Here is a 25815-nt window from a genome sequence, read left to right on the forward strand (position 1 = left end):
CGACCCACGGCCGGCCCAGCCGGCGCGCACGTCACCGCGCGCGAGGCGCCCCGGCGGTGAGGTGAGGCCGCCCGCCTGCGCGGTGCTTATCGTGGCAGGAAAGACCGGTGCGGTATGGTGCTGGCCGGTGTGCCGGGAAGTCGGGTCGGCGAGGCAGTCCGTCGCCGTCCCTGGAAGAGACCCTCGATGACCTCAACCACAGCCTCCGAGCGGAGACCCCTCCGGCGAGCCCAGCGGGTCCTCAGCGGGTTCATCAGGCGGTCGCCCGCCCGCGCGTCCGTGCTCGTGTTCATCAGCGCGGCTGCGGTCTTCTCGCTGCTGCTCCGGCTTCCCATCGCGACGGCGACCGGCAGGGCGGCACCCTGGCAGGACGCGATCTTCACCGCGACGTCGGCGATCACCGTCACCGGCCTGACGACGGTCGACACCGCGACCTACTGGTCGCCCTTCGGGTGGATCGTGATCCTCGTCGCGATCCAGATCGGCGGCCTGGGGATCGTGACCCTCGCGCTCCTGCTGGCGCGCGCTGTCACCCGGCAGCTGGGGCTCGGCGGCAGAGTGTTCGCCCAGCAGAACATCGGATCCCCCGAACTCGGAGAGGTGCGGCGCCTGCTGCAGATCGTCGTGCTGACGACCCTGTCGATCGAAGGGGCCCTCTTCGTCGCGCTCGCCCCCGCCTTCATCGTCGCCGAGGGCTGGGGCAGGGGCCTGTGGCACGGCCTGTTCTATTCGATCTCCGCCTTCAACAACGCCGGCTTCTCCGTCCACGAGGGCGGTCTGATCCCGTTCCGGAACGACGGCTGGGTGCTGACGCCGATCGCGATCGGCGTCTTCGTCGGCAGCTTCGGATTCCCGATCTTCCTCAACCTCATCAACACGCGATGGAACCGCAAGCGGTGGAACCTGCACACCAAGCTCACCCTCGTCACCACGTCGCTGCTGCTGCTGGTCGGCGCCGCCGCCTGGACGGCGACGGAATGGAGCAACCCGGCGACGATCGCCGACTACACCGTCGGCGAGAAGGTGCTCAACGGCCTGTTCGCCTCGACGATGATGCGCTCGGGCGGGTTCGCGATCGTCGACACGGCGCAGTCCACGTCGACCACGCTGCTGCTCAGCGACGCGCTGATGTTCGTCGGCGGCGGTTCGGCATCCACGGCCGGCGGCATCAAGGTGACGACTCTCGCCGTGCTGTTCCTGGCCATCGCGGCCGAGGCCCGCGGAACGCGGGATCTGAGCGTCGCGGACCGCACCATCCCGAACGGCCTGCTCCGAGTCGCCATCAGCGTGACCTTCCTCGGCGCCACGCTGGTGCTCGGGGCGACGGCCCTCATCACGCTCACGAACGATGCGCCGCTGGATCGGATCCTGTTCGAGGTCATCTCCGGGTTCGCCACGTGCGGGCTGTCGGTCGGGCTCTCAGCGGAGCTCGACGCGTTCGGGAAGCTCGTGCTCTCCATCCTGATGCTCGCCGGCCGCATCGGGCCGATCGGCCTGGCCGCAGCGCTGGCCGTCAGGCAGCGCAAGATGCTCTTCTCCTTCCCCACCGAACGGCCGATCGTCGGCTGACGCCGCGGGGACGCCGAGACGTTCGCGCGCGGCATCCGTCCCGGCGTTCGTACGCGTTCCGGATGCCGTCGTGAGGATTCCGTGAGGGCGGCCAGGCGGGCGGTCGCGGCGCGAGTACCGTGTGCGGGTGGCGATGAGACGGCCGGGCCGGGTGCGCAATCGAGAGCTGGCCTCTCGGCTTCGCCTGCACCCGGCGCAGGCCGTGGCGAGCGGATTCGCCGTGACGATCCTCGCGGGAACGGCGCTGCTGCTGACACCGGTCGCCAAGGCCGGCCCCGGCGCGGCGACCCCCGTCGAGGCGCTCTTCACCGCCACGAGCGCGGTGTGCGTGACGGGCCTGGTCGTCGTCGACACCCCGACGTTCTGGACGCCGTTCGGCCAGGCGGTGATCCTGGTGCTGATCCAGCTGGGCGGCCTCGGGATCATGATCTTCGCGTCGCTGATCGGGCTCGTCCTCGCCCGGCGCATCTCCGTGCGATCGCGGCTGTATGCGGCCGCCGAGGCGAAGGTCCTCGGTCTCGACGACGTGCGCGGCGTGGTGCGGGGAATCGTCGGCATCTCGCTGACGACCGAGGCCGCCCTCTTCGTCGTCCTGTTCCTGCGGTTCCTGCTGGGCTACCGCTACTCCCTCGGCGATGCCGCGTGGCACGGCGTGTTCCACGCCGTCTCGTCGTTCAACAACGCGGGCTTCGCCCTGTACAGCGACAGCCTGATGGCCTTCGTGGGCGACCCGTTCATCTGCCTCCCCATCGCGGCGGCGATCATCCTCGGCGGGCTCGGCTTCCCGGTCATCATGCAGCTGCGCAAGGAGTTCCGGCATCCGCTGCACTGGACCATGAACACCAAGCTCGTGCTGTGGGCGACGGTGGTGCTGCTCGCCGCAGGGTCCGTGTACATCACGGTCATCGAGTGGGACAACCCCGGCACCCTCGGAGGCCTCGATCCGTGGGCGCGGGTGCTGGCCGGCTTCTTCCAGTCGGTCCAGACGCGCACGGCCGGCTTCAACTCGGTCGACATCGCCGCGATGCATGACGAGACGTGGCTCGGCATGGACATCCTGATGTTCATCGGCGGCGGGCCGGCGGGCACCGCGGGCGGCATCAAGGTGACGACGTTCGCGGTGCTCTTCTTCATCATGCTCACCGAGCTGCGCGGCGAAGGAGCCGTGAACATCTTCGGCAAGCGGCTGTCCCGGGCGGTGCACCGGCAGGCGATCACGGTCGTCCTGATCGCGGTGGCCGCAATCGTCGCGGGCACCGGATCGCTCATGCTGCTGACGGGCGAGAACCTCGATCGGGCGCTGTTCGAGACCGTCTCCGCGTTCGCCACCGTGGGCCTGTCGACGGGCATCACGCCGACCCTGTCGGAACCTGCCCAGGTCGTGCTGATCGTGATGATGTTCCTCGGCCGGCTGGGGCCCCTCACGCTCGGATCGGCGATCGCGCTGCGCGAGCGGCGCGTCCTGTACGAATACCCGAAGGAGAGGCCCGCCATTGGCTAGATTCCCCGCGTTCTCGGGATCCGCGCGTTCGCGCCGGACCGCCGAGGCCCACTCCGTCGCCGTGATCGGCTTGGGGAGGTTCGGCAGCGCGCTCGCCCTCGAGCTCATGGCCGGCGGGACGGACGTCCTGGGCATCGACCTCTCCGAGGATCTCGTGCAGTCGCTCAACGGGCAGCTCACCCAGGTCGTGCGCGCCGACTCGACCAAGCGCGAGGCGCTGGAGCAGCTGGCCGTCGACGAGTTCGATCGCGTGGTCGTCGCGATCGGCGGCGACATCTCGGCGTCGATCCTGACGTGCTCGATCCTGCTCACCATGAACATCCCGGCGGTCTGGGCGAAGGCCGTCGACGACCAGCACGGGCTGATCCTCGAACAGCTGGGCGTGGGCAAGGTGATCTACCCGGAGAAGGACATGGGCCGCCGCGTGGCGCACCTGGTGCGCGGCGCTGCGCTGGACTTCATCGAGATCGCGCCCGGATACGCCATGGTCAAGGCGCCCGCGCCCTCGTCGGTCCAGGGTGTCCCGCTCGGTGAGACGGGGCTCCGTCGCAGCCACGGCGTCACGATCGCCGCGTTCCAGGCCGGCGACAGCCCCTGGGACAACGCCGACAACCGCACCGTCCTGCGCGCGGGCGACACCATCCTCGTGGTGGGCAAGACGCGCGACGCCGAGGCGTTCGCTCAGCTCATCTGACGTGGAAGCCATGGCGGCGGGGTCGCGGCACGGGCGCGTCGCCTCCCCCGGCCGGCGCGGAGTTCGCCATACTGACGGGCATGGATGCCGTCAACGCGTGGTTGCTGACATGGGGTGACAACCTCTGGACGTGGGTCGTCCTCCCGGTCGTCGTTCTCCTGGGTCTCTATTTCACGATCCGCTCCGGCGTCGTGCAGTTCCGGCTCATCCCCGAGATGTTCCGCACCCTCACCGACAAGACGCCCCGCAACGCCGACGGCGATCCGCAGTCCGTCTCGGCGTTCCAGGCCTTCACCATCTCGGCGGCATCACGGGTCGGCGTCGGCAACATCGCCGGGGTCGGCACCGCGATCGCCGTCGGTGGACCCGGCGCCGTGTTCTGGATGTGGGTGATGGCGTTCATCGGCGGGGCGTCGAGCTTCATCGAGTCCTCGCTCGCGCAGCTGTTCAAGGTGCGCGACAAGGACAGCTTCCGCGGCGGGCCGGCGTACTACATGCAGCGCGGCCTGAAGGCGCGCTGGCTCGGCGTCTGGTTCGCGGTCATCCTCATCGTCTGCTTCCCGTTCGCCTTCAGCTCCCTGCAGGCCAACACGATCTCGGCGACGGTCACGTCGAGCATCGGGGGCGACAACCCCTGGCTGCCGTGGGGCGTGGGCCTCGGGATCGCGGTGCTCACCGGGCTGGTCGTGTTCGGAGGCGTCCGCCGGATCGCCTCGGTCACCCAGTTCCTGGTGCCCATCATGGCGATCGCCTACCTGCTGCTGGGCATCGTCGTGGTCGCGCTGCACGTCGACCGGATCGGCCCGGTCTTCGCCGAGATCTTCACCTCGGCCTGGGGATTCAACGAGGTCGTCGGCGCCGCGTTCGGGTACATCGTCCTCACCGGCGTCAAGCGCGGCATGTTCTCCAACGAGGCCGGGCTCGGCTCCGCCCCCAACGCCGGCGCGAGCGCCGCGGTGACGCACCCGGTCAAGCAGGGGCTCGTCCAGACCCTCGGGGTCTACTTCGACACGTTCCTGGTGTGCTCCATCACCGCCTTCATCATCCTGGTGTCGGTGCCGGATCTCGCCGGAGCCACCAAGGGCATCGGGCTCACGCAGGGGGCGCTCGTCGGCACGCTGGGCGAATGGTCGAACATCGCGCTGACCGTGATCATCTTCCTGCTGGCGTTCTCGTCGATCCTGGGCAACTACTACTACGGCGAGTCCAACATCGAGTTCATCTCGACCAACCCGATCCTGCTCACCGTCTACCGGGTGCTCGTGGTGGCCGCCGTGCTGGCAGGTTCCGTGGTGGGGGCCGACCTCGTGTGGAACTTCGCCGACGGCGTGATGGGCCTCATGGCGCTGACGAACCTCATCGCCATCGGCCTGCTGTCCGGGCTCGCGTTCAAGCTGCTCAAGGACTACACCGGTCAGCGGCGCGCGGGCCGCGACCCGGTCTTCACGCGCGACAGGCTCCCCGGCGTCACCGGCATCGAGTGCTGGGAGGACGAGCTCACCGTCACCGGTCCGATCGACACCGTCACCAAGACGCGGCAGGCCGAGAAGCACCGCGACCACCTGCACCACGACCAGTCGAGCGACCAGCGCTGAAGGTGCCGGCCGCCTCCCCGTCCGACCCGCTCCTCAGAGACCGAGCCGCGAGAGGAAGTCGTTGCCGAACACGCCTCGCGGGTCGAGGCGGCGGCGCAGCGCCGCGAAGTCGTCCCAGCGGCGATAGAGGCGCGGCATCCGCTCGGCCGCCCCGTCGAGCGTGAAGAGCTTGCCCCAGTGCGGGCGCGCATCCAGGGGCTCCAGGGCACGCTCGATGACGGGCAGCAGCCGCTCGACGCCGGGCTGGTCGGGCTGCCAGGTGAAGTGGATGCCGAGGACGTCGGTCTCGTACGCGGGAGACAGCCACAGGTCGTCGCTCGCGACGGTGCGCAGCTCGCACACCTGCAGCAGCGGCGCGACCTGGCCGGCGAGGTCGCGCATCGCCGCGATCGCCGCGACGGCGTTGCGCCGGGGCACGAGGAACTCGGACTGCAGCTCCTCGCCGTTGGACGGCGTGAACTCGAGCTTGAAGTGCGGCAGCCGGGCGTACCACTCCCCCGAGGCGCCGAGCTGCTCGGTGCAGCTCTCGGCCGATACGCCGGGGAGCGGATGCCGCTTGCCCGGCGCCTTCGGGGCGCCCAGGATCTCGTCAGGGAGTGCGCCGGCTTGATCGGCCCGACGCTTCACCCACAACTGGTCGACGGCGCCGGGATCGCGCCACGTGTGGAACATCGACACGCTGTAGCCCAGGCCGGTGATCGCGTCCAGGTCCTCGAGCACAGCATCCAGCGGCAGGCGCTCATAGACGGTCTGCGCGACCTCGAACGTCGGCACCAGATCGAGCTCGAGCGCCGTCACGATGCCGAGCGCACCCAGTGAGACGACGACGCCGTCGAAGTCGGCGTCGCCCCGCCGGAACGTGCGCAGCTCGCCGTCGGCGGTCATGAGCTCGACGCCCGCGACGGCCGCCGCAAGGGAGGCGACGGCGTCGCCCGAGCCGTGCGTTCCGGTCGCGACGGCTCCGGCGAGCGAGATGTGCGGCAGGGACGCGAGGTTGGCCAGCGCCCATCCCGCGCGGTGAAGCGCCGGTGCGATGTCGCCGTACCGCAGGCCGGCCGCGGCGCGCACGACACCGCGCTCGGCGTCGATGCTCACCTCGGCGGGGAGGTCGCCGAGGAAGACGTGCACACCGTCGGTGTCGGCGATCGTGTTGAAGCAGTGGCGACTGCCGAGGGCCTTCACGCGGTCGGCCGAGCGCACCACCTCGGCGAGCTCGTCGACGGACCGCGGTGCGACGATCCGCGACGGCCCGTAGACCACGTTCGATGCCCAGTTGCGGGTCATGTCCGGCCGAGCGGTCGTCATCGCGCCACCCCATCGGCCGGCGCCTCGAAGGGCGAGGGCCCGAGCTCGTCGAGGAGGTCCTTCATCTTCGCGTAGGCGCGGTTGCGGTAGGCCACCAGCTCGGGGATGCGCGCGGGGTCGATCTCGCGGAACCCGGCACCGGACTTGGTGCCCAGCTCGCCGCGCTCGATCCGCTCGGCGAGGATCGGGGGCGTGGCGAACCGCTCGGGGAAGTCACCCTGCAGCGAGGCGTAGCAGAACGCGTAGACGTCCAGACCCGCCATGTCGGCGATGGCGAACGGACCGAAGAAAGGCAGCCGGAACCCGAAGGTCGACCGGACGATGGCATCGATGTCCTCCGGCGTCGCGATGCCCTCGTCGACGAGCTGCGTCGCCTCGTGGAACAGGGCGTACTGCAGCCGGTTCAGCACGAAGCCGGTCGCATCCTTGATGCGCGCGCCGACCTTGCCGCACTGCGACAGCAGCTCTTCGGCGACGACGATCGCGCTCTCGGCGGTGGACGGGTGAGGGATGAGCTCGACACCCGGCACGAACGGCGCGGGGTTGGAGAAGTGCACGCCGAGGAACCGCTCCGGGTTCGCCACCGCCTCAGCGAGCTTGGTGATCGAGATGGTCGAGGTGTTGCTGCCGATGACGCCCCGCGCGTTCGCCTGCGAGATGCGCCGGAGCGTCTCGTGCTTGACCTGGATCCGCTCGGGCACCGCCTCCTCGATGAACTCGGCGTCGGCGACGGCCTCCTCGATGCTCTGCGCGGCCGAGATGTGGCGCGCGACCAGCTCGGCGGCTCCTGCCGGGAAGAGACCCTGCTGCTCGAACTGCGCGGCCTCGGTGCGGACCCGATCGAGGTTGGATGCCGCGATCTCGGCGGTGACGTCCGAGAGCACGACGTCGTGGCCGGCCATCGCGAAGACCTGTGCCATCCCGCCACCCATGTAGCCACTGCCGACGACGGCGATACGGGTCATGAGCGGGCCTCCACGGTGTGCGGGTTCTGGGTGGTGTCTCCGGCGACGCCGGGCTGGTCGTAGGAGTCGATGGCGGCGACCTTCGCCGCCGACGACGAGGACGGGTCGAACCGATAGCCGAGCCACTCCGTCACGAGGCGCTTGGCGAGCTCGAGGCCGATGACGCGCTGCCCCATCGTCAGGACCTGCGCGTCGTTGCTGAGCACCGAGCGCTCCACCGAGTAGCTGTCGTGCGCGGTGACGGCGCGGATGCCCGGCACCTTGTTGGCCGAGATCGCCACACCGAGCCCGGTGCCGCAGATGAGCAGGGCACGGTCGGCGTCCCCGGCGGCCACGCGACGGGCGGCTTCGACGGCGACGTGCGGGTAGTCGGTGTGCTCGTCGCCCGCGACGCCCACGTCGGCGACCGAGGCGACCCGGGGGTCGGCCTCCAGCAGCGCCTTCAGGGCGGACTTGTACTCGTAACCGGCATCGTCGCTTCCGACGACGATGCGGAGGGTGTCGCTCATCGCTGTTCCTCTCGAAGGTTCTCTTGTGCGGATGCCTCGGCGATCGCCGTCGCGATGAGGGCGAGCGACGTCGCGCCGGCGTCGGGATGCCCCAGGCTCTTCTCGGCGAGCGGGCGCGCGCGACCGAGGGCGGGACGAAGGGCCGACGTGGCCGCGGCGGCGTCTGTCGCGGCCCGGGCGGCGGTCTGAAGCGCGACGGGCAGGCTCTCGCCGGCGTCGATCTGCTCGGCGAGCACTCGCGCGAACGGATCGAGGGCGTCGACCATCGTCTTGTCGCCCACGCTCGCGCCGCCGCGGGCGGTCACCGCGTCCAGCGCCGCTTGCGCTGCGCCGACGGCGGACGTGCGCGGGTCGGCGCCATCGCGGTCCAGCGCGGAGCCGATCGCGCGCAGCATCGCGCCCCACAGCGCGCCGGAGGTGCCCCCTGCCTTCTCGCTCCACGCCTCGCCCGCGGCATCCAGCATCGCCGCAAGGCCCGCGTCGGGGTCGGCCGCCTCGCATGCCGCGTCGACGCCGGTGCGCATGCCGACGCCGTGGTCGCCGTCCCCGGCGATCGCGTCGGTGCGGCCGAGCTCGGCCTCGTGCTCGTGGATCGTGTCGCGTGCGGCCACGAGGCAGGCCCGGGCGACCGCGGCGGCGGACTTGGACCACGCGGAGGCATCGGAGCTGCTGGCGGTCTCGGCGGCGGCATCCTCGTCCTCGTCCTCGGCGTCGGCAGCGGAGGCGACCACGACTGAGCCCTTGCGGTAGGCCGGCGTGTACGCGGGCGCGGCCCACAGCGCCTCGAGCTCGTCGTCGAGCCAGAAGAGGGTGACGGATGCCCCTGCCATGTCGAGGCTCGTCACGAGCTCGCCGACCTCCGGCTGCACCACGGTGATGCCCGCCGCCTCGAGCCGGGCGGCGACGTCGCCGTACAGGACGAAGAGCTCCTCGTACTTCACCGAGCCGAGGCCGTTCACGATCACGGCCACGCGATCGCCGCGCTCCTCGGGGACGTCCGCGAGGAGCGCGTCGACGAGCGTGCGGGCGAGGTCCTCCGACGTGGCGCGCGGCACGTCGCGGATGCCGGGCTCGCCGTGGATGCCGAGACCGATCGACATCATGCCGTCCGGGACGGTGAAGAGCGGCTCGTCGGCGCCCGGGAACGTGCAGCCGCTGAAGGCGACTCCGAGCGTGCGGGTGCGGTGGTTCGCGTGTCGGGCGAGGCGCTCGACGTCGTCGATCGAGTCGCCGCGCTCGGCGGCCGCGCCGGCGATCTTGAACACGACGAAGTCGCCCGCGATGCCGCGGCGCTTGTGCAGCTCGTCCTGCGGGGCGCTGGCGATGTCGTCGGTGCAGAGCACCGTGCGCGCGTCGATGCCCTGCTCGCGCAGGCGCTCCTGCGCCTCCCCGAAGTGCAGCACGTCGCCGGCGTAGTTGCCGAAGCTGAAGAGCACGCCGCCGCCGCGGTGCGCCGCCTTCGCGACGCGATAGGCCTGCCCTGCCGAGGGCGAGGTGAAGATGTTGCCGCACACCGCGCCCGCCGCCATCCCGGCTCCGACGACGCCGGCGAAGGCGGGGTAGTGCCCCGACCCGCCGCCCACGACGAGCGCGACCGAGCCGCGCGGTGCAGGAGCGGCGCGGACGACGCCGCCGTCGACGGCGCGGACCAGGTCGCCGTGCGCGGCGACGAAACCGGCGAGGGCCTGCGGAACGAACTCGGCCGGGTCGTTGGCGATGCGGGTCACGAGGCACCTCCGTCGTGGCGGGGCTGGCGCACCCTGCTCTCGCCCCGCACGTAGCCGTCGCGCTTGGGGAGCACGTGCCGGCGCAGGTAGTCGCGGTTGTCGGCGCACACGCTCAGCCCGTCGCCACCGTAGTTCTCCACGCAGATCACGCCCTGGAAGCCTTGCGCGATCGCGTACCGGAACGCGCGGCGGTAGTCGATGAGGCCGTACTGCATCGGCGCGGGCACCGCGAAGTACGTCCCGCGTGCCGTGTCCTCGTCGCGCGCGTAGTTCTTGACGTGCCAGAAGTTGGCGTAGGGCAGCGTCTTCTCGACGAGCTCCCACCACGACTCGATGGGCCGATGCAGTCGCACCAGGTTCCCGATGTCGGGGTTGAGGCCGACATTGTCGAGACCGATGTCCTCCACCAGGCGCACCGCCGAGTCGGCGGTGCCGAGGAAGGTGTCCTCGTACATCTCGAGGGAGACCAGGATGCCGAGCTCCGCGGCGTGGCTGCCGAGCTCTCTCAGCCGGCTGACCGCGAGATCCCAGTCCGCGGGGTCGTCGACGTGGCCCTGCACCGTCCAGAACCAGAGCTCCTCCTGCTGCTGCGGAGTCAGCGCCTGGTGCAGGCCGAACGACACGGTCTCGATTCCGAGCGCGGCGGCGGCGTCGAGCGTGCGATGGCTGTAGGCGAGGTTCGCGTCGCCGTCGGCGCGATCGATGACGCTGCGCCGGATGGCCGAGATCGACGTCGGCACGACGCCCGCGCGCGCGGACGCGTCTTTCAGATCACGCAGGCCGCCGGCGGTCAGGTCCCCGACGCGCAGCCACGAGTCGGTGATGTCGACACGGTCGAACCCGGCATCGGCGATCTCGGTCAGGGTGACCGCCCATTCCTCGGCGCCCGCGTCGGTGACGCTGCGTCCGTCAGCGGTGGTGCCTGGGAAGGGAAGCGCGGCGGCCGCGATCGGCCAGTTCTCCGCAGTGAGGCCGGTCATGAGGCATCCTTGGCTCGCGATTTGTTCTAGGCAACAACAATTCTCAACGTTAGCGTGCCTTCGAGCGATGGCAAAGCGGTTCATCGAACTGGGTTCCGTCAGAGCTCGCTCGCCGTCTCGGCTCCCGTGGTCGCCGGTCCGGGACATGCACAGGTACGTCTGCGTCCTCTCGGGACGTAGCATGCCGTCAGGAAAGCATCGGGAACATCGGCGGTGCAGGCGAGGCGCTTCTCGTACCCTGCCGGCGACCGGCCCGACGCGCCGATGGTCGGAGGCAACTGTGCGGACAAGCGCGAAGAGCGGCTCCGCAGGTTTTCTCCCGATCCTGCGCTGGTTGCCTCGCTATGAACGGCGATGGCTGCGCGCGGACATCATCGCGGGAGTGGCCGTCGTCGCGATGATCGTGCCGAAGAACCTCGGGTATGCCGAGATCGCGGGGATCCCAGTTCAGAACGGTCTGTACGCTGCGGCGGCCGGGGCGATCATCTACGCGCTGTTCTGCACGTCACGTCAGATCTCCACCGGTCCGAGCTCGGCGTTGGCAACGGTCGCCGGGGGTGTGGTGATCGTGACCGGTGTCACCGGCGGTGATGCAGCTCAGCTCGTCGCGGCGATCACGCTGGTGACCGGCATCCTGTTGCTGCTCCTGGCGCTCTTCCGGATGGGATGGATCGCCCAGTTCCTCTCGAAGGCCGTCGTCACCGGGTTCCTGGCGGGAGCCGCAATCGATGTGGTCGTGGGAGAGCTGCCCAAGCTGACCGGCACCTCGGGAGAGGGCGACAACGTGTGGCGGGAGTTCGCGTCGTGGATCGTCGGGCTGGGTGCCATCCACCTCCCGACACTGGTGGTCGGCGCGGCAGCCCTCGCGGTGATCCTCGCGCTGCGCTTCTGGGCGCCCAAGATCCCCGGCGCGCTGGTGCTCGTCGTCGGCGGGCTCCTCGCATCCGCGCTGCTCAACCTGGGCGAGCGAGGAGTGACGCTGGTCGGCGACGTGCCGAGCGGGCTGCCCGTCCCGCAATTGCCGGACCTCGACATCGTCCTGGGGAACGTCCCGGAAATCATCATCGCGGCATTGGCGCTGCTGCTGATCGGGTTCTCTCAGACGGCAGGCGACGCCAGATCCTTCGCGACCCGGCACCGTTACCGCATCGATGTGAATCAGGAGGCGGTGGCCCAGGGTATGGCCAACGTCGGCGCCGGCCTCGTCCAAGGGATGCCGGTCTCGACGAGTCTGTCGGCCAGTTCGCTCAACGAATCCGCAGGTGCGCGCACACCCGTGGCGTCGCTCACCACCGGAACGCTGGTGATCCTGACGCTGCTCTTCCTCGCACCTGTCTTCTCAGAGCTGCCGAAGGCCGTGCTGGCCTCCATCATCATCGACGCGGTCGTGTTCGGGATGATCGACCTCAAGGAGTTCTCCCGGCTGCGGCGCGTGTCCAGGTTCGACTTCTGGATCGCGGTGGCGGCCGTCGTGGGCGTGCTGTCCGCGGGCGTGCTCTTCGGGATCGTCATCGGGATCGCACTGTCGCTCGGGTGGCTCATCTACGTCTCGACACGGCCCGCCATGCCCCTGCTCGGCCGTGAGCCCGGCACCCAGGTCTTCCGCGACATCGACCTCAACCCCGCCGATGAGACCATCGCCGGTATCGCCGTGATACGTCTGGACGGCGGCCTGTTCTTCGCAACCGCCGAAGCGTTCGATGAACGCATCCGCAAGGTCATCTCCGGGGACCCGCTCCTCACCGCGCTGGTGATCGATCTGGAAGGCGTCGCCTTCGTGGATTCGCAGGGGGCAGCCAAACTCACCGAGCTCGTCGACCTGACCGAAGCGGAGGGCGTCACGATGCGGCTGGCGCGAGTCAAGCCCCGCGTACGCGACGTACTCGAGGCCCAGGGCATCATCGATCGGATCGGCACTGACCACGTCCACGGCAACGTCCATCGGGCCGTCGGGGCGCAACTGTCCCAGAGCGCAGGCGACGAGACGCGTGGAAGCGGACTCTGACGCGTGACGCTTCGAGTGAGTCCAACTGTTCACGCCCTGTGGCGTGGTGGCGTTCGGCCTGGTTGATGTCGGTCCGCTCGGGGCGAGCGGTGACCCGACCCAGGCTCGTCGTCGTGAGCGGGCTCACCCGGAAAGTCGTCACTCAGCGGGTGGAGGACGCCTCGCGGCTCGGACTTCTCCGCGACGGCGGCCTCGCGGCCTCGGAAGGCGGCCGACAGGCCCGTCTGCTCGAGTTCAACGCGGACGCCGCTCGCGTCTTCGGGGTGCTGGTCGAGGCGTCGGAGATCACCGTCGGTGTCGCGGACCTTCGTGGCCGACTTCTCTCGACCTCTCACGAGGATTGGTCGGTCGACAACGGCCCGGATGCCACGATGGCGCGTGTCAAAGCTCACATCGATGCGTTGGCGGCGCGCGAGCCGAGACTGCGGGCGTGGGGCATCGGTGTCGGCGTGCCGGGACCGGTGGATCTGACGACGGGCCGCCTCGTTTCGCCGCCCATCATGCCCGGATGGGACGGGTTCAGTGCGCGTGCCTGGCTGCGCGAGCATGTCGATGCGCCAGTGTGGGTCGACAACGATGTCAACCTCATGGCGATCGGCGAATGGACGTTCGGTCCGGGGCCGCGAACCGATGACATGCTTTTCATCAAGCTGGGAACGGGTATCGGATCCGCGGTCATTTCTCGCGGACGACTTCTCCGAGGTCAGCGAGGCGGCGCCGGCGAGATCGGGCACGTGCACATCACGGATGCGCCGGACGCGGTCTGCCGCTGCGGGCTCGTCGGATGTCTCGAGGCGGTCGCCGGTGGATGGTCGCTGCTCGCAGAGGCCACCCGGCGTGCAGCCGAAAGCCCTGTACTCGAACAAGCGTTGACTGAGCGGCACCAGGTCACTCTCGGCGACATCGGCGCCGCCGCCCAGGCAGGGGATGCTCTCGTGCGAGAGCTCATCGAGGCTCGCGCGAGCGTGATCGGTGACGTTGCGGCGAACCTCGTGAACTTCGCCAATCCGGGCCAGCTCGTCATCGGCGGCGGTGTGCTGCGCACCGGCGACGACTTCCTGAACATCATCAGCGCAGTCATCCAGCGGCGAAGCACGCGGCTTGCGACGGACGGACTCGTCATCCGTTCCGCCTCCCTCGATCAGAAGGAAGGGGTCGCCGGCGCAGCGCTTCTCGCGGCCGAGAATCTTTTCGCCCCCGCTGCGTTGGCGCGCTGGATCGAAGACGGCAACCCGCTCGGCCACGCGGCCGCACTCCAGCAACTGCCCGCGGCATACGTGTGAGAAGCGATTTGCGGCCGGTCAATGGCCCAGGCCCGGAAGCTCCTCAGTCCCCGCAGCGACAACTTGCGTAGTGCGGAAGTCGGCCACCTCAGCGGGCTCCACCTGCCGTGGGGACGATGCCCATTCGGGGGCCGAAAGCGCCCCGCCGCGCCGGACTCACCGCCGCGAGCTGACGCCCGCCGGTCATCGGCACGATCAGCGGTGCACGAATGCCGGCGGCCGTTTCTCCCGGAAGGCGGCCATCCCCTCCTTCTGGTCCGCGGTGTCGAAGAGCGATCCGAATGCCCTCGACTCGAACCGCAACCCCTCTGCGAGCGAGGATTCCAGGGCGACGTCCAACGCTGCCTTCGCGGCGTAGAGCGCCGGCAGGGATTTCGAAGCCACCGCGTTCGCGGTCCGCTCCGCGTCGGCCAGCAGGTCGCCGGCCGCGACGACCCTTGACACCAGGCCGATGCGCTCCGCCTCCTGCGCATCGATGATCCGGCCGGAGAGCACGAGTTCGGCGGCCTTGTAGTAGCCGACGGCACGCACGAGTCTCTGCGTGCCGCCCATCCCCGGGATCACCGCGAGGGTGATCTCGGGCTGGCCGAACTTCGCGGCAGGGTCTGCGAGCACGATGTCGCACATCATGGCCAGTTCGCATCCGCCGCCGAGGGCGTAGCCCGAGACAGCGGCGATCACCGGGGTGCGGACCGCCGCGAACCGCGACCAGCCGGCAAACGGCTCCTGTAGCGCCATGTCGACGCCGGATGCTTGGTCCATCTCCTTGATGTCGGCGCCGGCGGCGAACGCACGCGCGGATCCGGTCACGACGATCGCACCGATGCCCGGGTCGGTGTCGAAGACGGATGCCGCGGCCACGACATCGCGCATGACCTCGGAGTTGAGTGCGTTCAGAGCCTCCGGCCGATCGAGCGTGATCCAGCCGACCCGGTCACGCGTCTCGACGAGGATCGTGTTGTACTGCCGCGTCACAGCCGACTCTCCCTGAGCTTCAATCCGGTGAGCTCGGCGAGCAGCTCGAGGGTGTTGTCGCCGAACGCCTCATGGACAGCGAACCCGTCGGGCGTCACGTCGAACACCGCGTGATCGGTGTACACCCGTGTGACGCAGCCGACACCGGTCAGCGGGTAGGTGCAGGCCTCGACGAGCTTGGACTCGCCGGTCTTGGTGCACAGGTCGGTCATCACGTACACGTTCTTCGCGCCGATGGCGAGATCCATCGCGCCACCGACGGCGGGGATCGCGCCGGGCGCGCCGGTGGACCAGTTGGCGAGGTCACCGCGTTCGGACACCTGGAACGCGCCGAGCACGCACACGTCGAGATGGCCGCCGCGCATCATCCCGAACGAATCCGCGTGGTGGAAGTACGCCGCCCCGGGCAGTGCCGTGACCGGCTGCTTGCCCGCGTTGATGAGGTCGGGATCGATCCGCTCCGCCTCGGGCGCGGGGCCCATGCCCAGCAGCCCGTTCTCGGTGTGGAGGATGATTTCGAGGTCGTCAGGGAGGAAGTTCGCCACGAGCGTGGGTGCCCCGATGCCGAGGTTCACGTACGAACCCTCCGGGATGTCCTGCGCGATACGGGCCGCGAGCTGCTCGCGCGTGATGCGGGCGCTCATGGCCCGACCTCGATGCTCGGGCGACCCTCGACGTCCACACCGCCGGCGAACACGCCGTCCTGCAGCCAGGCGCGGTCCCCCACTGCCACGACCCGGTCGACGAAGATCCCCGGCGTCACCACCGTCTCGGGATCCAAGCCGCCTACCGGCACGACCTCGTCGACCTGCACGATGGTGGTCGTCGCGGCAGTCGCCATGACCGGTCCGAAGTTGCGCGCGGTCTTGCGGTAGACGACATTGCCCCAGCGGTCGGCGCGCCAGCCGCTGACGAGGGCGAACTCGGCCGTGATCGGATGCTCCAGCACGAACGTGCGACCGTCGATGATTCGCTGTTCCTTGCCCTCGGCGAGTTGCGTGCCCACCCCGGTGGGCGTATAGAAGGCGCCGATTCCCGCGCCGGCCGCGCGGATGCGCTCGGCGAGGTTGCCCTGCGGCACGAGTTCCAGCTCGATCTCGCCGGCGCGATACAGGCCGTCGAAGACCCAGGAGTCGTGCTGCCGGGGAAAGGAGCAGATCACCTTGCGCACTCGACCGTGAGCCAAGAGGGCGGCCAGGCCCGAGTCGCCGCTTCCGGCGTTGTTGTTGACGATCGTCAGGTCCTGCGCGCCGTAGGCGATGAGCGCGTCGATGAGCTCGACGGGCTCGCCCGCGCGGCCGAAGCCGCCGATCATGACGGTCGCACCGTTGGGGATGCCGGCGACGGCGGTTGCGGCATCCGGAACCGTCTTGTCGATCATCGGCGGACCACGGTCTGATCGAGCCGGCCGAACACGACGTCTCCGTCGAGGTCGACCTGCATTGTCACGCGATCGCCCTCGCGGAGGTACGGCGTCGATGCAGCGCCTTCCTCGATGATCTCGATGCCACGCCGTTCGGCGATGCACGCGGAACCGGTCTCGGCGTACCGCGTGCTCGACACCGTCCCGCTGCCGATGACGGTGCCCGCTGCCAGGTTGCGCGTGCGAGCGGCGTACGCGATCAGCTCACCGAAGGAGTAGTCCATCTCGCCGGCCGGAACCGCGCCGAATCGCTCGCCGTTCAGTCCGACGGTCAGGCTCGCGGTGATCCGGCCGTCCTGCCACGCGTCGCCCAGCTCATCCGGCGTCGCTGCGAGAGGAGCCATGCCGGTCGCGGGCTTCCCCTCGATGAAGCCGAACCGGCGTCCCATCTCCTCGACCACGATCGCGCGCTGCGACCAGTCGTTGACGAACGTCACGAGCGCGACGTGCTGGAGTGCCGTGTCGGCGTCGATGCCGGCGGGGGTGTCGCGGAGGATCACCGCGAACTCGCCCTCGAAGTCCAGGTCGCCGCTCGGGTTCCATAGCGGCGTGGTGCCGTAGGGTGCGAGGAACTCGTGCGACATCCCCTGGTACATCAGCGGCACCGGCGAGAGGATCGGGTCCATCCCGAGCGAGCGCGAGAGCAGCGCACCATGGTTGAGGAAGGCCGAGGCATCGAGCCACTGCCAGGTGCGCGGCAGCGGCGCGAGCGCCACGGCCTCGTCGAACGGCACCGTCTCCACCCCTCCGGCTTCGAGCTCGGCGCCGAGCTCTTCGAGACCGGGCGCGAGCGCTTCCCAGTCCTCGAGCGCGCCGAGCAGGGTCGGCGCGACGGCTTGCGCACTCACCGCACGCGTGCCGTCGCGAGCGACCAGGTGCAGGGCGCCGTCCCGGGTACCGTTCCGCATCGTTGCGAGTCGCACGGTTGCCTCACTTCCTAATCTACCGTCGGGACGGTTGATAGCGTCCCAAGAGAACGATAACGTGGCGGCGAGAAGAAGCCAAGGGAGGTCTCGGACTGTGAGAACGATCGATGTCCACGCTCATCTGGGGACCCCCGACGCCGACCGGCTGCTGGTCGGAGAGGTCGGCTTCGCCGACCAGTTGGCCGCCGATGGGCAGGCCCTCGGTGCTGCCTCGGCGGCGTACAACCGGGAGCAGTTCGCGGCTCTCGGGCGGAGGCTCACCTCGCTGGCCGACCGGCTCGCCGCCATGGATGCGGCGCGGGTCGACGTGCAAACCGTGAGCGCCACGCCGATCGCGCGTCCGTGGATGGAGCGGCCCCTGGCCGAACGCTACATCGACGAAGCGAACAGGGCCGTGACCGACTTCTGCCGTCAGGAGCCGGACCGGCTCGTGCCCGTCGCGACCGTCGCCCTCCACCTTCCGGACCTCGCGGTGCGCCAGCTGCGCACTGCGGTCGAGGATCTCGGGGCGATCGGCGTGCAGATCTCGACGACCGCAGCCCCCGGAACGGAGCTCGACCACCCCTCGCTCTGGGAGTTCTGGGAGACGGCGGTGGCGCTCGACGTCCCGGTGCTCATCCACCCCTGGGGCTGCAGCCTCGGGGCGCGCCTCGACGTCGGCTACATGTTCAACCACGTCGGCAACCCGACCGAGACGTCGCTCGCGCTGTCTCGGCTCATCTTCGGCGGAGTGCTCGACCGGTTCCCCGGGCTCAGAGTGTGGGCCGCGCATGCCGGCGGCTGGCTGCCCAGCTACAGCGGCCGCGCCGACCACGCGTGGCATCAGCGCCAGGATGCCCGCACCTGCGAGCACCCGCCGAGCTGGTACCTGCGCCGGATGTGGTTCGACGCGCTCGTCTACACGTCCCCCGCCCTGAGATTCCTCGTCGAGAGCGTCGGCGAGGACCACGTCACGCTCGGAAGCGACTACCCGTTCGACATGGGCGTCGACGACCCGATCGACCGCATCGAAGCAGCGCTCGACGACCGCGCCGCGCGAGCCGCCGTCACGTCCGGGAGCGCGCAGGCGCTCTTCGGTCCGCGGCTGATGGAGCGCATCACCCTGAGGAAGACCGCATGACCGACAACACCACACCCGCCGTCGCCGCGTACGGCGCGGATGCCGAAGCGGCGATCGCGTCGGTATCGGCCCGTGTCAGCAACTGGGATCGGTGGGGACCAGACGACGCGCGCGGCACCGTGAACTTCATCGACACCGACAAGCGCGTCGCAGCATCCTCACTCGTGCGCCGGGGCGAGACGTTCTCGCTTTCGCTCCCCTTCGACAACGACGGCCCGCAGAACGGCTGGAAGCGGCGCGTCAATCCCGTGCACACGATGATGAGCACAGGGCTGGACACCGCGGAGATCATGGGACTGCCGCACGGTCTTTCGGTGGCCGACGACTGCGTGTTCATGCCCCTGCAGTGCTCGACGCAGTGGGATGGACTGGGCCACGTTTTCGACCACGGCATCGGGTGGAACAACCGCGTGGCCGCCCGCACGGTGACCAGCGAGGGCGACCTCGCGACGGGCATCGAGCATGTCGCCGAGCCGCTGATCAGCCGGGGCGTCCTGCTCGACGTCGGCCGCGCCCTCGCCGACGGGGAGCTGCCGGACGGCTACGCGATCACCCCGGCCGACCTCGACGCGACGATCGAGGCTCAGGGAGCGTCATCCGCTGTCGGGCGCGGCGACATCCTCCTTGTGAGGACCGGTCAGCTGACCCGGGTGCGCCGCGGCACCGGATGGGGAGGGTATGCGGGCGGGCCCGCACCCGGGCTGTCGTTCACGACGGCGGAATGGCTGCACGCCCGCGAGATCGCCGCCGTGGCGACCGATACATGGGGCGTGGAGGTGCGCCCGAACGAATTCCCGAACTCCATGCAGCCGCTGCACCAGGTACTGCTGCCCCACGTGGGCCTGCTGCTCGGCGAGATGTGGGACCTCGACCGTCTCGCAGCCGACTGCGCCGCCGACGGAATCTTCGAGTTCCTTCTCGCAGCGCAGCCTTTGCCCTTCACGGGCGCGGTGGGCTCACCGGTGAACCCCATCGCGGTCAAGTAGCCGCGATACCGTCGCTGAGCATGGACCAGAAGGCTCGCGCCACCTGCTCGGCGGTCGCGCCGCCCCCGGGCCGGAACCACTGATACGACCAGTTGGCCATGCCGAGGATCGCGAAAGTCGCGAACCGGATGTCGAGCTGCTTGAACTCGCCGTCGTCCATCCCGCGCTGGAGCTCCTCGCGCAGGTACCGCTCGTAGACGGCTCGACGCTCCATGACGCGCGTGCGTTCGGGCTCGGGGATCTCCTTGAAATGCTCGAAGAAGACCCGCAGTGAGCCGGGGTGCGTCTCCTGGAGGGAGATGATGTCGGTCATCATCCCGAGCAGCAGGTCGGACGCGGTGGGGGCACCGGCATCCCTCCGCGCCTCATGCGACGCGATGATGAGCTCGATCATCTCGTCGTGCATCTCGATGAGCAGGCGGTCCTTGCTCGGGAAGTAGTAGTAAAGCGACGCCTTCTTGATGCCGACCTCGTCGGCGATCCTGTCCATCGACGTGTCGCGATAGCCGGAATGGTCGAAGAGCCCCGCGGCCACCTCGCGGATCTGCGCGCGACGTGCGTCACCCGACATCCGTGACGTGATCGGCCGTCGTCCGTCTGAGGTGCTCACGAATTCTCTCCCCTGATGTGCAGTCACGATATCGCAGGCGATACCGGGCGTCGGGACTCGGCCGCCGTCATCGTTCGAGGAACGCCGCCCGCAGACGCAGGTGCTCACCGTCGCGTGCGGCGATGCCCTGACTGACGGCCTCGTGCTCCATCGTCTCCGCCGGCGTGGCGACCTGAGCGGTCCGGAGCAGGCGCTTGGTGAGCTCGTGCGCCACACGCGGACCGCTCGCCAGGCGGCCGGCGAGCTCGTGCGCCCGCGTCAGCAAAATCTCGGGCGCGACGACCTCCGACGCGAGGCGCAGCGCGAGCGCCTCCTCGGCGCCGATCCGGCGTCCCGTCGTCGCCAGCTCGAAGGCCTGCAGATAGCCGACGCTGCGCACCAGCTGCCACGACGTGCCCGTGTCGGGCACCAGCCCTACCTTCCCGAAGACGCAGGCGAGCGATGCCTTCTCGGACATGAGGACGACGTCGCACGCGAGCACGATGCCCATGCCCGCGCCGACGGCGGCGCCGTTCACCGCGGCGATGACGGGGACCGCGGTGTCCGCGATCGCCGCGGCGATCGGGTTGTAGGTGCGCGCGACGGTGTCGTGCGCATCGTCGAGCTCGTGGACGGCAGCCAGGTCCTGGCCCGCACAGAAGGCGCGGCCGGCGCCCGTGATGACGATGGCACCGACCTCCGGGTCGCTCCCGCATCCGCGGATGGCTTCGGCGAGGGCCAGCCGGGTCGGCTCGTCGAGCGCGTTCATGCGGTCGGGGCGATCGATCGTGATCGTCGCGCGCCGCTCGTGGATGTGGACGACGATGCTCATCGGGCGCTCCTGTTCGGCTGCGGCTGGTGGATGGCGCTGGCCAGCCGCCCAGCCGTGGAGTAGTCCCGTTCCGCATACGGGAAGGCGTCGAGCTCCGTCGTCTCGGGTCGCTGCTGATAGTACGAGCGGATCTCCGAGATGAGACCGTCGCGGAACACGAACCATTCCGCGCCCCTCGTGGCGACCGGCCCGTCACCGGCCGCCGGCATCCATGACATCGTCCACTCGATCACCGCCTCGTCGACGCCGTCGAGGATGTGGTCGACCACCCACGTGGCGCCGATCATGACGGTGACCTTGCGCCAGTACCGCGCCAGGTGCTCGGCTCCGGCGACCGGCGCGGACCCGACGTTCGGCGCGAGGAAGTAGTGGACGACATCAGGATGCAGCGTCTCGAGCATGAGCGGGACGTCACCCGTGGAGCAGCCGTCGTAGTACCGGCTGATGGTCTCGAGGTGGGCAGCGCTCATCGCTGGATCGCCTTCGTCACCGTGAACTCCTCGATGCCGAACTCACCGAACTCGCGCCCGTACCCCGACGACTTCACGCCGCCGAACGGGGCGACCGGGTTGAACGCCGCGCCGTTGATGTCGACCTGACCGGTCCGGATGCGGCGCGCGACCGCCGTTGCGCGGTCCTCGTCCACGCTCCACACCCCGCCGGCGAGTCCGTAGGGACTGTCGTTGGCGATGGCCACCGCCTGCTCCTCACTGTCGAACGGGATGATCGACAGCACCGGGCCGAAGATCTCCTCCTGACCGAGCGGGGAAGAGTTGTCGACGTCGGCGAAGATCGTCGGCGCGACGTAGAAGCCGCTGTCGAGCGCGGCGGGCTGCTGCGAGCCTCCGGTGACGAGCCGGGCAAGCCCGGTACCTCGGTCGATGTGCGCGCGGACCGAGCGCTGCTGCGCCGCCGACACCAGGGGGCCGAGGCGCGTGGTGTCCTCGAGAGGATGGCCGAGCCGGAGCCGCTCGGCCGACGCGACCGCGATCTCGATCACCCGGTCCTGCAGCGCCCGAGGGACGACCAGTCGGGTCCATGCGGAGCACGTCTGCCCTGAGTTGAGGAAGGCGTTGCCCACGCTGGAGCGGATGGCACGTTCGAGGTCCGCGTCGTCGAGCACGATGCTCGCCGACTTTCCGCCGAGCTCGAGGCTCGTGCGGGTCACGTTCGCGGCGGCAAGGGCGGCGATGCGTGCGCCCACCGCGGTCGAGCCGGTGAACGAGACCAGGTCGACACGCGGGTCGCCGGCCAGCGCCTCGCCGACGGCAGCCCCGCCTCCGCTCACGAGGTTGAACACGCCGGCGGGGAGGCCGGCCGCCTCGATGGCATCGGCCAAGGCGAAAGCCGCCAGCGGCGCCTCGCTGGCGGGCTTTGCCACCACGGTGCTGCCCGCCGCCAGAGCGCCGCCTACCTTGCCGACGAGCTGGTGCAGCGGGTAGTTCCACGGCGTGATCGCCGCGACGACGCCGGCGCCCTCGCGCAGCACGGCGGAGTTGCCGACGGCGCGCTCCCAGGCGAACGCCCGCGCGGTATCCGCGAAGCCCTGGAGTGTCGCCAGGGGCAGACCGACCTGCACCTTCTTGGAGATGTTAGCCGGGGTTCCGACCTCGAGACTGATCACCTCCGCGATCTCGTCCAGGCGCGCCGCGAGCTGCCCGCGGACGGCCTCCAGCGCTGCGGCCCGCTCCGCGGGGTCGGTGCGACGCCACTCGTCGGCGGCCGCGTGCGCTGCGGCCACCGCGCGATCGACGTCGCCGGCGCCGCCGGCAGGGACCGTGCCGAGCCGGCCGCCGGTCGCGGCATCCGTCACCTCGATCGCGGGCGCGGATTCGACCGGGGTCGTCCAGCGACCGTCGATGAAGATCCGGGTGCGTTCGCGCAGGTCATCGTGCATGGATGTCTCCCTGGGAGTAGAAGCCCGCGCCGCTCTTGCGGCCAAGACGGCCGTCGGCGACGAGCTGGCTGAGGATGTCGGCGGGGACCAGTCGTTCTTCGCCCGGCTCCGCCTCGGCCATCGAGCGAAGCGCCGCGACCGTGACGTCGAGCCCGATGAGGTCGAGCAGGGCGAAGGGCCCCATGGGCAGTCCGGCGACGCCCGTCATCGCGGCGTCGATGTCGGCGATCTGTCGGCCGCCTTCGTGCAGACGCGCGGCATCGTTGAGGTACGGGATCAGGAGTCGATTGACGATGAAGCCGCGGGTGTCGGCGCTGCGCACCGGGGCTTTGCCGAGCGATCGCACCCAGTCCGCCGCCGCCGCGGCGACGGATTCGCTCGCCGGCCCGGGCACGACCTCGACGAGCTTCATCACCGCTGCAGGGTTGAAGACGTGCAGAGCCAGCGTGCGCCGCTGCGTCGACACGTCGTACATGACGTCGGCGACCCGATACGAACTCGTGTTCGTCGCCAGGACGGCTTCCGACCGGGCCGCTCGGTCGATCTGCGCGAGCACGGACTGCTTGACGGCGAGGTCTTCGGCGACCGCCTCGATGACGACCTCAGTGTCGTCCGGCAGGGCATCGATGCCCGACAGGAATCCGATCCTGTCCACGACGGCTGCGGCATCCTGAGCCGAAAGGCGCCCGCGGCCCACCGACCGGTCGAGGTTGGCGGTGACCGCGGCCCGCGAGCGGTCGAGGGATGCCGCGCCACGGCCTATCACCGTGACCGCGCTGCCCGCGCGGGCCACGGCTTCGGCGATACCGGACGCCATGTGGCCCGTGCCAACGATCACCACGGACGACCAGGCCGACGTCGCCACCGTGCGGGAATCCGGAGCGGCGGAGGGTTGCCCTGCCCGCGCCTCGAAGGGGCCGGCGGGGTACCCGGCGCCGAGCCGCATCGCGAGATCGATGTCGTCGGGCGACGCCACGCCTCGGTCGGCCAGCCGATCCGCGTCGGTGTAATAGCGATCGAGCAATGCATGAGCGATGTCGTTGTGGTGCACGATCCGACCTCTCTGACGGTGCAGACGGCGCTCCCTACCGTCTGGGTGGTAGGTTACATCATCCGCACACGAAGGAGCCAGCATGTCCGTGTCCTCGCGCAGAAGAGTCGAACCGGTCGCGGAGGCCGCTCTCGACGCGTACCGGCTCCCCGACGGCCGGCCTCTGGAGTTGTTCGGGGTGGTCGCCCACTCTCCGGCGGCGCTGGCCGATCTCAAAGGAGCGACGGCGCGCGTGCTCAACGCGACGGAACTGACGCCACGCCTGAGGGAGCTGCTCATCCTGCGCGTCCTGCACAACTACGGCGCGACCGCGGAATGGCGGGTGCACCTGCAGCTCTTCGCCGCGGGAGCGGGGATCTCGGCGTCGGACGTGACCGCGTTGCGGTCAAGCGAGGTGAAGGTGGCCGGACTGGAGGGCGCGATGCTCGAGCTGGCCGACGCCCTGAGCGACCGTGGAGCGGTGGGCGACGAGCTCTGGCAACGCATCCACGATGGGCTGGGCGCCCGGGGCGCTGTGGAGGCCGTGTTCGTGGGCGCGCAGTACGTCAAAGTCGCGCTGATGAACAACGTGCTCCACGTGGAACCACCGCTCCCGCCCGGCTGACACGGGCGGGAGCGGCGGGATCGGATGCCGCGCTCAGCGCGCTGCGGATGTGACCGGCGCGGGCGTGTGGATGTCCGCCCCCATGATGTCGAGCTGCGCGCTGATCTCGGCCGGGTTGGAGTCGCCGACCACCTTCTGCAGGAATTTGGTGTGGTCGAAGATGGCGTCGCGAAGAGGTCGCATGGGTGCCGGGACGTGGTGGAAGTTGCGACCCAGCATGTACGCCTGCTTCACCTGTCCGGCCGTGTGCTCGACGCGGAGTTCCTCGTAGCGCGCGAGCGCCTTCTGAAGGGCGGCCGCGTCGCTGAGGTCGACGCCGTTGAGCGTCTGGCCCAGGAAGTAGCCGTCGACGATCGACATGCCCGCGCCATAGGCGGCGTAGGGGCTGGTGGCGTGCACGGCATCGCCCGCAAAGGTGACACGCCCCTTGCTCCACACTTTGGGAACGTCTCCGCGGTCGCGGATCGGCCACCGGAAGATGTGCTCTTCTGACGTATTCGCGATGAGCTCCGCCATCTGAGGAGGGAATCCCTTCGCGAGGGAGAGCGCGTGGGCCTTGAGATCGACCGGGGCTGGCTTCTGCGCGTCCCAGGCCTGCAGTACCCACCATTCCGCGCCGTCGCGGCCCTTGCTGCGGATGCCGGTGTGGCTGGCCTGCACCGTGCGGGAATGGCGGAGGATCGCCTCTCGCGGGTTGACAGCGGCGGGCAGGTCGAAAGTGAAGCCGCCGATGACGTGGAGGTTGTGCTCGCGGATCGGGGGAAGGCCCCAGACGATCTCGCGGACGACCGAGTTGATCCCGTCGGCGCCCACGACGAGTGGCGTGGTGATGCTCGTGTCGTCCTGGAAGCGGACGACGACGTGATCGCCCTCGTCCTCGATCCCGACGACCTGCTTGTTTCCGACGAGGATGCCGGGCGGGAGGGCATCGACCATGCGCTCGTAGAGGTCGGGGCGGGTGAGTCCGATGAAGCCGCCGTTGCCGTACTTCTCGACGACCGACGGTGGGAACTTCACCCGCGCGCGCACCTTGTCGCGGGAGTTGCGGAACTCCGACTCGCAGAATGCCCCGATGTCGTCGACGTCGACGCCGATCTGCTCGAGCGCGTGAACGGCCGGTGGCCAGAGGTTGACGATGTTGCCGGCCGCGCGCGGTTCTGCGTAGCGCTCGTACAGCTGCACGGGGATCCCGACGGCATGCATGGCCAGGGCGGTCGCGATGCCGGCGGGACCGGCGCCGATGACGGCGACGGGCTCGGTGGAGTTGTTGTTCATGAAA

Annotated in this window: 24 protein-coding genes; 9 read left to right on the forward strand and 15 right to left on the reverse strand. The window is 69.8% G+C overall.

Going from position 1 to position 25815, the window contains the following annotated elements:
- Nucleotides 1-186 precede the first annotated feature (186 nt).
- The 4 genes from V6R91_RS00915 (at nt 187) to V6R91_RS00930 (ending at nt 5359) form a co-directional block, all read left to right on the forward strand.
- A complete protein-coding gene (locus V6R91_RS00915; RefSeq protein ID WP_336393717.1) occupies nt 187-1569 on the forward strand; it encodes a TrkH family potassium uptake protein in 1383 nt (460 codons plus the stop codon).
- 133 nt (nt 1570-1702) lie between these two features.
- Nucleotides 1703-3070, forward strand: coding sequence for a TrkH family potassium uptake protein (locus tag V6R91_RS00920; protein WP_336395012.1), 1368 nt, complete (start codon nt 1703-1705; stop codon nt 3068-3070).
- Nucleotides 3063-3764, forward strand: a complete 702-nt coding sequence (locus tag V6R91_RS00925) for a potassium channel family protein (RefSeq protein WP_336393718.1) — start codon at nt 3063-3065, stop codon at nt 3762-3764. Before V6R91_RS00920 ends, V6R91_RS00925 begins: the two co-directional genes overlap by 8 nt.
- Before the next feature lie 80 nt (nt 3765-3844).
- Nucleotides 3845-5359 carry an alanine/glycine:cation symporter family protein gene (locus V6R91_RS00930; RefSeq protein ID WP_336393719.1) on the forward strand — a complete coding sequence of 505 codons (1515 nt, stop codon included), beginning with the start codon at nt 3845-3847 and terminating at the stop codon, nt 5357-5359.
- A gap of 33 nt (nt 5360-5392) precedes the next feature.
- Here the strand turns inward: V6R91_RS00930 and V6R91_RS00935 are convergent, their stop codons facing one another.
- From V6R91_RS00935 to V6R91_RS00955, 5 genes are read right to left on the reverse strand one after another with little or no spacing between them, the layout of a single operon-like run.
- Entirely contained in the window at nt 5393-6664 is a 1272-nt protein-coding gene (locus tag V6R91_RS00935) for a D-arabinono-1,4-lactone oxidase (protein WP_336393720.1), read from the reverse strand.
- Complete coding sequence (locus V6R91_RS00940) at nt 6661-7629, reverse strand: 3-hydroxyacyl-CoA dehydrogenase family protein (RefSeq protein WP_336393721.1); 969 nt, start codon at nt 7627-7629, stop codon at nt 6661-6663. Before V6R91_RS00940 ends, V6R91_RS00935 begins: the two co-directional genes overlap by 4 nt.
- On the reverse strand, nt 7626-8138 hold the full coding sequence (locus tag V6R91_RS00945) for a ribose-5-phosphate isomerase (protein ID WP_336393722.1): 513 nt from the start codon (nt 8136-8138) through the stop codon (nt 7626-7628). Before V6R91_RS00945 ends, V6R91_RS00940 begins: the two co-directional genes overlap by 4 nt.
- The gene (locus V6R91_RS00950; RefSeq protein ID WP_336393723.1) at nt 8135-9865 is read right to left on the reverse strand and encodes a dihydroxyacetone kinase family protein; all 1731 of its coding nucleotides are present in this window, start codon (nt 9863-9865) and stop codon (nt 8135-8137) included. The genes V6R91_RS00945 and V6R91_RS00950 overlap by 4 nt, the downstream gene beginning before the upstream one ends.
- Complete coding sequence (locus V6R91_RS00955; protein ID WP_336393724.1) at nt 9862-10845, reverse strand: sugar phosphate isomerase/epimerase family protein; 984 nt, start codon at nt 10843-10845, stop codon at nt 9862-9864. The genes V6R91_RS00950 and V6R91_RS00955 overlap by 4 nt, the downstream gene beginning before the upstream one ends.
- Before the next feature lie 181 nt (nt 10846-11026).
- On the opposite strand from V6R91_RS00955, the gene V6R91_RS00960 reads away from it, so the two are divergent.
- Nucleotides 11027-12850: a SulP family inorganic anion transporter gene (locus tag V6R91_RS00960; RefSeq protein ID WP_336393725.1), complete on the forward strand. Its 1824-nt coding sequence runs from the start codon at nt 11027-11029 to the stop codon at nt 12848-12850.
- A gap of 113 nt (nt 12851-12963) precedes the next feature.
- Nucleotides 12964-14133 (forward strand): ROK family protein, encoded by a 1170-nt coding sequence (locus tag V6R91_RS00965; protein WP_336393726.1) that lies wholly within the window; start codon nt 12964-12966, stop codon nt 14131-14133.
- 195 nt (nt 14134-14328) lie between these two features.
- Here V6R91_RS00965 and V6R91_RS00970 read toward each other — a convergent pair whose 3' ends face one another.
- The 4 genes from V6R91_RS00970 to V6R91_RS00985 are packed head-to-tail and all read right to left on the reverse strand — an operon-like array spanning nt 14329 to nt 17439.
- Nucleotides 14329-15108, reverse strand: coding sequence for an enoyl-CoA hydratase-related protein (locus tag V6R91_RS00970; protein ID WP_336393727.1), 780 nt, complete (start codon nt 15106-15108; stop codon nt 14329-14331).
- Entirely contained in the window at nt 15105-15752 is a 648-nt protein-coding gene (locus V6R91_RS00975; protein ID WP_336393728.1) for a 3-oxoacid CoA-transferase subunit B, read from the reverse strand. Before V6R91_RS00975 ends, V6R91_RS00970 begins: the two co-directional genes overlap by 4 nt.
- Nucleotides 15749-16489 carry a 3-oxoacid CoA-transferase subunit A gene (locus V6R91_RS00980; protein ID WP_336393729.1) on the reverse strand — a complete coding sequence of 247 codons (741 nt, stop codon included), beginning with the start codon at nt 16487-16489 and terminating at the stop codon, nt 15749-15751. Before V6R91_RS00980 ends, V6R91_RS00975 begins: the two co-directional genes overlap by 4 nt.
- A complete protein-coding gene (locus tag V6R91_RS00985) occupies nt 16486-17439 on the reverse strand; it encodes a fumarylacetoacetate hydrolase family protein (RefSeq protein ID WP_336393730.1) in 954 nt (317 codons plus the stop codon). Before V6R91_RS00985 ends, V6R91_RS00980 begins: the two co-directional genes overlap by 4 nt.
- Before the next feature lie 112 nt (nt 17440-17551).
- On the opposite strand from V6R91_RS00985, the gene V6R91_RS00990 reads away from it, so the two are divergent.
- Entirely contained in the window at nt 17552-18577 is a 1026-nt protein-coding gene (locus V6R91_RS00990) for an amidohydrolase family protein (RefSeq protein ID WP_336393731.1), read from the forward strand.
- Nucleotides 18574-19563 carry a cyclase family protein gene (locus V6R91_RS00995; RefSeq protein ID WP_336393732.1) on the forward strand — a complete coding sequence of 330 codons (990 nt, stop codon included), beginning with the start codon at nt 18574-18576 and terminating at the stop codon, nt 19561-19563. The genes V6R91_RS00990 and V6R91_RS00995 overlap by 4 nt, the downstream gene beginning before the upstream one ends.
- Here the strand turns inward: V6R91_RS00995 and V6R91_RS01000 are convergent.
- The 5 genes from V6R91_RS01000 to V6R91_RS01020 all read right to left on the reverse strand — a co-directional run bounded on the left by V6R91_RS01000 (nt 19556) and on the right by V6R91_RS01020 (nt 23932).
- Nucleotides 19556-20173 carry a TetR/AcrR family transcriptional regulator gene (locus V6R91_RS01000; protein WP_336393733.1) on the reverse strand — a complete coding sequence of 206 codons (618 nt, stop codon included), beginning with the start codon at nt 20171-20173 and terminating at the stop codon, nt 19556-19558. The genes V6R91_RS00995 and V6R91_RS01000 overlap by 8 nt on opposite strands.
- A 67-nt stretch (nt 20174-20240) precedes the next feature.
- Nucleotides 20241-20984 (reverse strand): enoyl-CoA hydratase/isomerase family protein, encoded by a 744-nt coding sequence (locus V6R91_RS01005; RefSeq protein ID WP_336393734.1) that lies wholly within the window; start codon nt 20982-20984, stop codon nt 20241-20243.
- Nucleotides 20981-21454, reverse strand: a complete 474-nt coding sequence (locus tag V6R91_RS01010) for a nuclear transport factor 2 family protein (RefSeq protein ID WP_336393735.1) — start codon at nt 21452-21454, stop codon at nt 20981-20983. Before V6R91_RS01010 ends, V6R91_RS01005 begins: the two co-directional genes overlap by 4 nt.
- Nucleotides 21451-22881 carry an aldehyde dehydrogenase family protein gene (locus tag V6R91_RS01015; RefSeq protein ID WP_336393736.1) on the reverse strand — a complete coding sequence of 477 codons (1431 nt, stop codon included), beginning with the start codon at nt 22879-22881 and terminating at the stop codon, nt 21451-21453. Before V6R91_RS01015 ends, V6R91_RS01010 begins: the two co-directional genes overlap by 4 nt.
- Complete coding sequence (locus V6R91_RS01020; RefSeq protein WP_336393737.1) at nt 22871-23932, reverse strand: 3-hydroxyacyl-CoA dehydrogenase family protein; 1062 nt, start codon at nt 23930-23932, stop codon at nt 22871-22873. The genes V6R91_RS01015 and V6R91_RS01020 overlap by 11 nt, the downstream gene beginning before the upstream one ends.
- Before the next feature lie 82 nt (nt 23933-24014).
- Here V6R91_RS01020 and V6R91_RS01025 point away from each other — a divergent pair, with 82 nt between their 5' ends.
- Complete coding sequence (locus V6R91_RS01025; protein WP_336393738.1) at nt 24015-24536, forward strand: carboxymuconolactone decarboxylase family protein; 522 nt, start codon at nt 24015-24017, stop codon at nt 24534-24536.
- A 33-nt stretch (nt 24537-24569) separates the two neighbouring features.
- Here V6R91_RS01025 and V6R91_RS01030 read toward each other — a convergent pair whose 3' ends face one another.
- Nucleotides 24570-25811 (reverse strand): FAD-dependent oxidoreductase, encoded by a 1242-nt coding sequence (locus tag V6R91_RS01030; RefSeq protein ID WP_336393739.1) that lies wholly within the window; start codon nt 25809-25811, stop codon nt 24570-24572.
- Nucleotides 25812-25815: the final 4 nt, after the last annotated feature.

The organism is Microbacterium sp. CCNWLW41 (assembly GCF_037083505.1).